At 65.7% G+C, this 5,999-nt stretch carries 5 protein-coding genes; 1 reads left to right on the top strand and 4 read right to left on the bottom strand.

The genetic code is table 11. The features are described 5' to 3' along the window. The first annotated feature begins 218 nt into the window (after window positions 1–218). On the top strand, window positions 219–1,226 hold the full coding sequence (locus ACQKJZ_RS17575) for a cell wall hydrolase (RefSeq protein ID WP_427732788.1): 1,008 nt from the start codon (window positions 219–221) through the stop codon (window positions 1,224–1,226). A gap of 4 nt (window positions 1,227–1,230) precedes the next feature. Here ACQKJZ_RS17575 and ACQKJZ_RS17570 read toward each other — a convergent pair whose 3' ends face one another. From ACQKJZ_RS17570 to uvrA, 4 genes are all read right to left on the bottom strand, one after another. Further along, the gene (locus ACQKJZ_RS17570; protein WP_427732786.1) at window positions 1,231–1,554 is read right to left on the bottom strand and encodes a hypothetical protein; all 324 of its coding nucleotides are present in this window, start codon (window positions 1,552–1,554) and stop codon (window positions 1,231–1,233) included. A 132-nt stretch (window positions 1,555–1,686) separates the two neighbouring features. Beyond that, entirely contained in the window at window positions 1,687–2,769 is a 1,083-nt protein-coding gene (locus ACQKJZ_RS17565; protein ID WP_427732784.1) for a type I restriction endonuclease, read from the bottom strand. A gap of 112 nt (window positions 2,770–2,881) precedes the next feature. Next, entirely contained in the window at window positions 2,882–3,280 is a 399-nt protein-coding gene (locus ACQKJZ_RS17560; RefSeq protein WP_312490026.1) for a glycine zipper 2TM domain-containing protein, read from the bottom strand. Between the two features lie 370 nt (window positions 3,281–3,650). Continuing rightward, a partial coding sequence (gene uvrA / locus ACQKJZ_RS17555) for an excinuclease ABC subunit UvrA (protein WP_427732782.1) occupies window positions 3,651–5,999 on the bottom strand: 2,349 nt, incomplete at its 5' end.

The raw sequence follows: 5,999 nt of genomic DNA, 5'->3' as shown, positions 1-5,999 counted from the left end.
TCTGGGGGGCGAGGGGATTCCGATAGGGTGGGTAGGCGGGGAGCGGAGGAGGTGGGGAGGAGCTGCGGTGGGCTCTGCCCCTCGTGGGAAAGTGGGGTCATCCGGCCCTGCGCCCGACGCGAATTCCTTAACCCTCTTTCCGCTATCGGCTTGGGACATAGAGGACCGATCGGAAGGGCAATAGCGCGTTGCGGGTGGCGAGGCGGACGATAAGGCGGATGGTGCAGGGCTGGCTGGTCCTGCTCGCGCTGACGCTGATCGCCGGCCTGGTCATGGTGACGCGAGCGGGCCGGCCAGCAACAGGTCGCGTGACGCCCGGTGCCGCCACATCATCGCCCCAGGCCCCGGCCACGTCCCCATCCGCACCCGATGCCCTGCCTGCTGCGGACGGCAGTACCGGAACGGTCGCGCTTCCCGCCCTGCCCATCCCGCCCGAAGCGCCCGGCACGGATGCGACGATCGTCGCGGCCCGGCCCTTCCGATGGGGGGCCGCGCCCGCGATCGATCGCGCGCGCGCGATGGAATGTCTGACCGCCGCCATCTATTACGAGGCTGGCGGCGAAAGCATCGACGGGCAGCGGGCGGTAGCGCAGGTGGTACTGAACCGGGTCCGCCACCCCGCCTTTCCGTCCAGCGTCTGCGGCGTCGTCTATCAGGGCGTGGAGCGCCGCCATTGCCAGTTCAGCTTCGTGTGCGACGGCGCTTTGTCCCGCGTGCCCGCCACCGCCGGCTGGGCGCGGGCCGCGCGGATCGCGGCGGCGGCGCTGTCGGGCGGCGTATTCGCGCCGGTCGGGCTCGCTACCCATTACCATACCTTCGCGGTCACTCCGGCCTGGAACCGGGCGATGGTGATGACCGACATAGTCGGCGCGCATCTCTTCCACCGGTGGAAGGGCTATTGGGGGACGGCGGCAGCGATGGGTCGCGCCTATGGGGGGCGAGAGGTCATTCCTGACGCGCCCCCGGTCGCGCAAGCCACGACACCGTCGGAGGTGGCGGGGGTGGCGATCCCCGTTCCGCCCCCGCCGCAGCCCCCATCGACACCGAAGCCGTCCAGCGCTGCGCCCGCCCCGGCGCCGACGGCGGTATCCCCGGGCAACGGCGCGATCATCAGTGACCGACTGGCGCGGTCGGGCGAGATATTGGACAAATGGAAGGACAGCGGCCGACCGCTCGATCGGCCGGCGGGGCCGCCCCCGACATCCTCGGCGACCGCCCCGCGCTGACCGTTCAACGGCGATAGTTGCGGTCGTGCTTCTCGTAGCGGACCTGGCGGCTCAGCATGGCATAGCGGCGGTCCAGGTCGCGACGCTCCGAGACGGACAGCCCGCCGCCCGACCGGCGATAGCGATATTCAAGCTGGTTCAGCTGGCGCAAATCGCCCCGCAGGCGAACCGCCTCGCGCCGGTTCAGTGCGCCCGAGCGAATGCCCTGATCGATCCGGCGGTCCAATTGCGCCTGACGCTGCGCGATCGGTGTCCAGCGCTGCGCCTCGGCGATCGTCGGAACCGCGATGGTGGCGACGCCCAGCGTCGCGAGGATCATGGCCTTCATCTTGCTACTCCCAAAACAAACGGGCGAATACTGGCCCGCAGTTGCAATATGGGAATGGCCGTTCGCAAAGCTGTGACGCCTTGCCCATGAAACTGTCACCAATTGTCGCAAGTCGGCGCGGTTCGTTCAGCTTTACGGCGGCGGCATACCATCCAGTTCACGAAGCCGTGCGACGATGGCGTCTTCCAGGCGATAGATGTCGGTCAGCGCGGCGACCGGGTGCCGCGTCTCGACCTTGCCCAGGAAGGTGCCGACATAGCGGGTCGTCGGGCTGTTGAAATGCAGCCGGGCGAGCGACTTGCGGTTGTTGTCGTCGAGCAGGATCGCGCAATAGGATTTGGAGTCACGGATCACGACCCGTTCGGGATCGACGTGTCGCGCGGCGATCGCCTGGACGATGCGGAAGCCGGCGATCTCGTCCTCGGTGGTGATGATGCCCGCGCCGTCCGACATGTCGTCCGACGCGCCTTCCTCGATGATGTCGGGCGCGGGATTGGCGACGTTCAGCGCGGAGGTCAGCCGCTCGTTCACCCGGTCGCGGATCAGCGTCGCGATCGAACTGGTCAGGGCGGCGTGATACTGCTCCTTCATCGCTGCATTGGCGCGACCGTTATAGAGACGCGCCATCATCATCCGCACGAAATCCTCGGACGGATGCGCGAATTCCTTTTCCAGTTCGATCCGCAGCTGCGACTGGAGCTTCAGTCGCCCGGCCTCGGCGATGATGAGGTCGATGTCGAACGAGGATTTGGCGAAGCGTTCGAGGATCGCCGGATCGGTGCGGCGGATGCCGTCCATCGAAAAGACGAAGAACGGCTTTTCGTCCATCTTGTTGGGCTGTTCGGTGTCGGAATAGAATTGATAGACCACGCCGTTGGTCAGGATCGCCACCCGCGCCTCGGTCGTCGCGAAATAGCGGAAGAGTTGCGAGGCGTGCTTCAGGTCGAGTTCGATCGAAGACGGTTTGCATTCGATCAGGATGGACAGCCGCCCGTCGATGACCAGCGCATAGTCGACCTTCTCGCCCTTCTTGATCCCGACGTCCGCCGTGAATTCGGGCACCACCTCGGCCGGGTTGAACACGTCATAGCCCAGCGCCTGGATGAAGGGCATGACCAGGGCGGTCTTGGCTGCCTCCTCGGTCAGCAGCAGTTCGCGGTGCTGTGCGGTCCGCTTTTCCAGTTCGACCAGCTTCGTCGCCAATTCCATCGCCATCCCCCGTTCCGATCGGTCAGGAATAGGCGAAGCGGATACCAAAAGGCCGGCCAAACGCATCCGAAACGGAGGCGACCGACCGGCCCGTCGGACCGATGATCGGCTCAGCGGATCAACGGCAGCGAACGTTGTTCCGTTCGATCGCACGACCCGCCAGCGCGCCGCCGGCCGCACCGAGCAGCGTGCCCAGGGTCTGCGAACCGCCCGAGGTGATCGCCGCGCCCAGCGCACCGCCGGCGATGCCGCCGACGATCAGGCCGGTGGTGCCGTCGTTGCGGCGGCAATAATAGCGGCCGTCCTGCCCGACATAGACGCGGTCGTTGCGACCCAGCCGGCGCTCGCGATAGCGGGGATTGTCGACATAATAACGGTCGGCATAATAGCCGCCATAGGCGGGATCCGGTCGGTTATAGTCATACCCACCGCCAAGTCCGCCGCCCAGACCACCATAGGTCGAGCACCCCGAAACCAGCGTCGCGGCCGCAACCAGGCCGAGTGTCAGTACGCGCATCACATCCTCCCTCGTGGGTGATGCGGATGGAAGCGCGCAGCGTGGGGAAAGGTTGCGATATGTTAACCGGGTTTTGTGTGGGGCCGGCGGATGGTCAAAAGCGAAGGGTGCACGCCGGCTTCGCTCGATGCGAACGGGAGCAGGATTGTTTGGCAACCCATCCTCACTCTTTACGATATACCGTTGGCCGATCCCCAGGCCCGTTCCGCCTGAGCGACGTCGAAGGCCATGGGACCCGGTCCTCCCCAATACGGGGCGGTGGCAGCGCGCGGCGCTGACGGAGGAGGCGTGCGAGACAAGACATCCCAGTCGGAAAGCCCCCTCCACCACCGCTACGCGGCGGTCCCCCTCCCCGTGCCGGGGAGAGCCGTTACTCCGCCGCCTGCGCCTGCCCCTTGTCGAGCAACGGCTTGAGATACTTCCCCGTAAAGCTGCGCGGTTCGGCGGCGACCACCTCGGGCGTGCCGACCGCAACGATCTCGCCGCCCTTGACGCCGCCTTCGGGGCCGAGATCGACGATCCAGTCGGCGGTCTTGATGACGTCGAGATTATGCTCGATCACCACCACCGTATTGCCCTGTTCGACCAGCGCGTGGAGTACTTCGAGCAGCTTGCGCACATCCTCGAAGTGCAAACCCGTGGTCGGCTCGTCCAGGATATAGAGCGTGTTGCCCGTCGCGCGGCGTGACAGTTCCTTGGCCAGCTTCACCCGCTGCGCCTCGCCGCCCGACAGGGTCGTCGCCTGCTGGCCGACCTTGACGTAACCGAGCCCGACCTCGACCAGCATCGCCATCTTGTCGCGGATCGGCGGCACCGCCTGGAAGAACTCGGCGGCGTCCTCGACGGTCATGTCGAGTACATCGGCGATCGAGTGGCCCTTGAACTTCACCTCCAGCGTCTCGCGATTGTAGCGCGCGCCGTGGCAGACGTCGCAGGTCACATAGACGTCGGGCAGGAAGTGCATCTCGATCTTGAGCACGCCGTCGCCCTGGCACGCCTCGCACCGACCGCCCTTGACGTTGAAGCTGAACCGGCCGGGTTTATAGCCGCGCGCCTGCGCCTCGGGCAGCCCGGCGAACCAGTCGCGGATCTGGGTGAAGGCACCGGTATAGGTCGCCGGATTCGAACGCGGGGTGCGGCCGATCGGCGACTGGTCGATGTCGATCACCTTGTCGAGATGATCGAGCCCGGTGATCTTTTCATGCTTGCCCGCCAGGATGCGCGCGCCGTTCAGCGTGCGCGCGGCGGCGGCGTAAAGGGTGTCGATGGTGAAGCTCGACTTGCCCGAGCCCGACACGCCGGTGATGCAGGTGAAGGTGCCGAGCGGAATGCTCGCGGTCACGCCTTGGAGGTTGTTGGCGGTCGCCTTGTGAACGGTCAGCTTCTTGCCCGACCCCTTGCGGCGCTTGGCGGGCACGGCGACCTCGCGCGTACCGTTCAGATAGTCGGCCGTCACGCTGGTCTTGGACTTGAGCAACTGTTTGAGCGTGCCGTGCGCAACGATCTGCCCGCCATGCACGCCAGCACCCGGCCCCATGTCGATGACATAGTCGGCAGTGCGGATCGCATCCTCGTCATGCTCGACGACTAGCACGGTATTGCCCAGGTCGCGCAACCGCCGCAGCGTCGCGAGCAGCATGTCGTTGTCGCGTTGGTGCAAGCCGATCGACGGCTCGTCAAGCACATAGAGCACGCCCGACAGGCCCGAGCCGATCTGCGACGCCAGCCGGATGCGCTGGCTCTCACCACCGGACAGCGTGCCGCTGGTCCGGTCGAGGTTGAGATAATCGAGCCCGACATTGTTGAGGAAGCCCAGCCGCTCGACGATCTCCTTGAGGATCGGCTGCGCGATGGCGCGCTGCTGGTCGGTCAGATGTTCGGGCAGGCCGGTGAAGAAGGCCAGCGCATCGACCACCGACAGATGCGTGGCGTACGAAATGTCCTGCATGGCGATCTTGACCGCCAGCGCCTCGGGCTTCAACCGCGCACCGTGGCAGACTTCGCAGGGCTGCGACGACTGATAGTTGGACAGTTCCTCGCGCATCCAAGCGCTTTCGGTCTGGAGCATGCGGCGGTTGAGATTGCCGATCACGCCCTCGAACGGCTTCTTCACGTCATAGGACTTCTTGCCGTCGACGAAGGTCAGCGTGACCGCCTTGCCCTTGGTCCCGTGCAGGATCGCGTCGCGGACCTTGTCCTCCAGATCCTTCCACGGCGTCTCCAGCGAGAAGCCGAACTCGCGCGCCAGGCTGCCCAGCACCTGCATATAATAGGGGCTGGGCGGGTTGGACTTGGCCCAGGGCACGACCGCGCCCCTCTTGATCGACAGTTCGTGATTGGGAACGACGAGGTCTTCGTCGAAGATCAGCTTTTCGCCCAGACCGTCACAGGCCGGGCACGCCCCCTGCGGTGCGTTGAACGAGAACAGGCGCGGCTCGATTTCGGAAATGGTGAAGCCAGAAATCGGGCAGGCAAACTTTTCCGAAAACACGATCCGGCCATCCGGCGCGTTGTTGCCCAGCACCGCCGATTTGGGCGTGGCGGGCTCGACCGGATCGGCGGGGTCGACATAGGCGAGGCCATCCGCCAGCTTCAGCGCGGTCTCGAAACTGTCGGCCAGGCGTGTGGCGATGTCCTCGCGCACGACCAAGCGGTCGACCACCACCTCGATGTCATGCTTGAACTTCTTGTCGAGCGCTGGGGCCTCGTCGATCTCGTA

This window comes from Sphingomonas sp. NPDC019816 (genome assembly GCF_050274375.1).
GTDB lineage: Bacteria > Pseudomonadota > Alphaproteobacteria > Sphingomonadales > Sphingomonadaceae > Sphingomonas.
The sequence above is the reverse complement of the archived record's forward strand: the minus strand, read 5'-3'. Positions and strand labels throughout refer to the sequence as shown.

Coding starts and splice junctions, on each gene's coding strand:
- ACQKJZ_RS17575 (WP_427732788.1), top strand. CDS start 219: ATGGTGCAGGGCTGGCTGGTCCTGCTCGCGCTGACGCTGATCGCCGGC.
- ACQKJZ_RS17570 (WP_427732786.1), bottom strand. CDS start 1,554: ATGAAGGCCATGATCCTCGCGACGCTGGGCGTCGCCACCATCGCGGTT.
- ACQKJZ_RS17565 (WP_427732784.1), bottom strand. CDS start 2,769: ATGGCGATGGAATTGGCGACGAAGCTGGTCGAACTGGAAAAGCGGACC.
- ACQKJZ_RS17560 (WP_312490026.1), bottom strand. CDS start 3,280: ATGCGCGTACTGACACTCGGCCTGGTTGCGGCCGCGACGCTGGTTTCG.